2 protein-coding genes and 1 pseudogene are annotated in these 3,049 nt (G+C 61.9%); all 3 read right to left on the reverse strand.

Annotation, left to right across the window (positions count from 1 at the left end; genetic code table 11):
* Positions 1 to 744 (reverse strand): annotated as a pseudogene (locus WBR57_RS00735) (glycine dehydrogenase (aminomethyl-transferring)); the annotation flags it as partial.
* Positions 745 to 755: 11 nt separating this feature from the next.
* Complete coding sequence (gene gcvH, locus WBR57_RS00740; RefSeq protein ID WP_424081216.1) at positions 756 to 1,139, reverse strand: glycine cleavage system protein GcvH; 384 nt, start codon at positions 1,137 to 1,139, stop codon at positions 756 to 758.
* A gap of 313 nt (positions 1,140 to 1,452) precedes the next feature.
* A complete protein-coding gene (locus WBR57_RS00745; RefSeq protein ID WP_424081218.1) occupies positions 1,453 to 2,961 on the reverse strand; it encodes a sigma-54-dependent transcriptional regulator in 1,509 nt (502 codons plus the stop codon).
* Positions 2,962 to 3,049: the final 88 nt, after the last annotated feature.

Here is a 3,049-nt window from a genome sequence, read left to right on the forward strand (position 1 = left end):
GGCCAGCAGGTCGGCGGCCACGGCCACCAGTGCATTGGCGGCGTGGAAGCGTTCGGTCAGTTCGCGGTAATCAAACACGTCACCGTTGCTCGCCGGGTATTGCAGCAGGGCGCCGAAGAACGCGCTGACGTCCGTCAACTCGCGCTCATCGCCGACCACCACGTCAATGCCCAGCGGTTCGGCACGGGTGCGCAGCACGTCGAGGGTTTGCGGGTGGCTGTGGACCGAGGCGAAAAAGGCATTGCTGCTTTTGTTCTTGCTCAAGCGCTTGCAGAAGGTCATGGCTTCGGCGGCGGCGGTGGCTTCGTCGAGCAGGGAGGCGTTGGCGATCGGCAGGCCGGTGAGGTCGCTGATCAGGGTCTGGAAGTTCAGCAGCGCTTCCAGGCGACCCTGGGAAATCTCTGGCTGGTACGGGGTGTAGGCGGTGTACCAGGCCGGGTTTTCCAGCAGGTTGCGCAGGATCGGCGACGGCGTGTGGCAGTTGTAGTAGCCCTGGCCGATGTAAGTCTTGAACAGTTGGTTCTGGCTGGCGATGGCCTTGATCTTGGCCAGGGCCTCGGCTTCGCTCAGGCCGTCTTCCAGGCCGAGCACGCTGGTGCCCTTGATGCTTTCCGGGATCACGCTGGCGCTCAGGGCTTCCAGGGAGTCAAAACCCAGGCTGGCGAGCATGTGCTGCTCGTCTTCCTGGCGCGGGCCGATATGGCGGGCGATGAATTCGTTGTGAGTGCTGAGATTGATCGTCATGGTTGCGCTCCTCAAGCTTCAGCGTTGGCTTTGATCAGGCGGTCGTACGCATCCTGATCCAACAGCTTAGCCACTGCGTCGGCATCGGCGGGTTTAAAGCGGAAGAACCAGCCTTCGCCCATCGGGTCTTCGTTGACCAGTTCCGGGCTGTCGCTGAGTGTGTCGTTCACTTGGAGGACCTCACCGGTCAACGGCATGTACACACCGCTGGCTGCTTTGACCGATTCCACGGTAGACGCTTCCGCGCCCTGCTCATAGGCCTGCAACTCCGGCAGTTGCACGAAAACCACGTCACCCAATGCGTTTTGCGCAAAAGCGGTGATGCCTACGGTCACGCTGCCATCGGCTTCGGCGCGCAGCCATTCGTGATCTTCAGTGAAACGCAACTCGCTCATGGAAACTCCTCAGGGCCAGATTCGTCTGGTGGACGGGATGGGAATAATGGGGAGTTGCTTAGCAATATCGCGGCCAACGTTAATAAATTGTTATAAATCAACAAGTTAATAAAATCGCCTATGACCTTGTTCGATTTGGCTGTAGCGATATCGATACAGCTGGGCCTGTGAAAAAAAGCCTATGTGGATCAAAGCCTTGCATGGCGCGCAAAAAGCAGGGCTGTATCGATATCGTTCCGCTGTAGCGCTTTCGGTACAGTGGATGTCGTTCTCAGACCTCATTTGCACTGCGAACATGTTGATCCCTGTACTTTCAGGGTTTGCTGGGGATGCCGTATTTGCGCAGGCGATGTGCAATCGCGGTGTGGGAGGTTTGCAGCCGGCTTGCCAGTTGCCGCGTCGAAGGGTAGCTGGCGTAGAGCTTCTCCAAGAGGCTGCGCTCAAAGTCTTCCACCGCCTGTTCCAGGCTGTCGACTTCAGCGTCGTGCTGGCGCGCCACCGAGGTGCCGGCGATGTCCAGGTCGCCGATGTCCACCAGGCTGCTTTCGCAGATGGCGGCGGCGCGGAAGATCACGTTTTGCAGTTGCCGAACGTTGCCCGGCCAGCGGTTGCCCAGCAGCGCAGGGTAGGTGCCGGGCGCCAGGCGGCACACCGGGCGCTGGATCTGCGCGCAGGCCTGCTGCATGAAGTAGCGCGCCAGCAGCAGGATGTCCTGGCCGCGCTCGCGCAAGGGCGGCACTTCGACGTTGAGCACATTGAGGCGATAAAACAGGTCTTCGCGAAAGGTGCCTTCGCTGACCATCTTTTCCAGGTCGCGGTGGGTGGCGCTGAGGATGCGCACATCGACCTTCACTTCGCGGTCGCCGCCGACCCGGCGAAAGCTGCCGTCATTCAGAAAACGCAGGAGCTTGGCCTGCAGGTACGGCGACATTTCGCCGATCTCATCGAGAAACACCGTGCCCTGGTTGGCCAGCTCCATCAGCCCCGGCTTGCCGCCGCGTTGCGCGCCGGTAAAGGCGCCGGGGGCATAGCCGAACAGTTCGCTTTCGGCGAGGTTTTCCGGCAGCGCCGCACAGTTCAGCGCCAGGAACGGTGCGCTGTGGCGTGCGCTGATGGCATGGCAGGCGCGCGCCACCAGCTCCTTGCCGGTGCCGGTTTCGCCCTGAATCAACAAGGGCGCATCCAACGCCGCCACCCGCTGCGCGCGTGCCTTGAGGGTGCGAATCGCCGGGGACTCGCCCAACAATGCATCAAACCCTTCGGCATGGTCATGGTGCAGCGCCGACAGCTGCTCGCCGATGCGGTTGGGTTGATAAAGGGTCAGCAGGGCGCCGGCATCGGTGATCGGCGTGGCGTCCAGCAGCAAGGTCTGGCCATTCACGCTGATCTCGCGCAGGGGCAGGCGAAAGCCGTGTTCGAGCAAGGTGACCAACAGCGCCGGGTCATTGAACAGCTCGGCGATGTTTTCCCCGGCCGGCTCGCGGCCATACAGCGCGACCAATGCCGGGTTGGCCAGCAGAATCTTGCCCGCGCTGTCCAGCGCCAGCACCGGGTCGGTCATGGCCGCGAGCAGGGCGTCGAGTTGCAGGTGCTGGCGCTGGCCGGGGAGGATGTCGACCACGGTCACCGCCTGCACGCCGTGCACGCTGAACAGGGCGTCGCGCAGTTCTTCGAGCACGTCGGCGCTGAGGGTGGGCGCATCGATGTATACGTTGGGCGGCACCATCTCGACCGCATCCAGGTTGAGATTGCGCCCACCGAGCAAGGCCAGGACTTCCTGGGTAATGCCGACGCGGTCGATGAAGCTGACGTGGATACGCATGGGTGCTGACGACTCTGCAGAGCGAGAGGCGGCAAGTATGCCTGACAGGTGATGGAGATCAAAAATGTGGGAGCTGGCTTGCCTGCGA

The sequence above is a fragment of the Pseudomonas sp. genome (assembly GCF_049590575.1).
In the GTDB taxonomy this organism is placed as follows: Bacteria; Pseudomonadota; Gammaproteobacteria; order Pseudomonadales; family Pseudomonadaceae; genus Aquipseudomonas.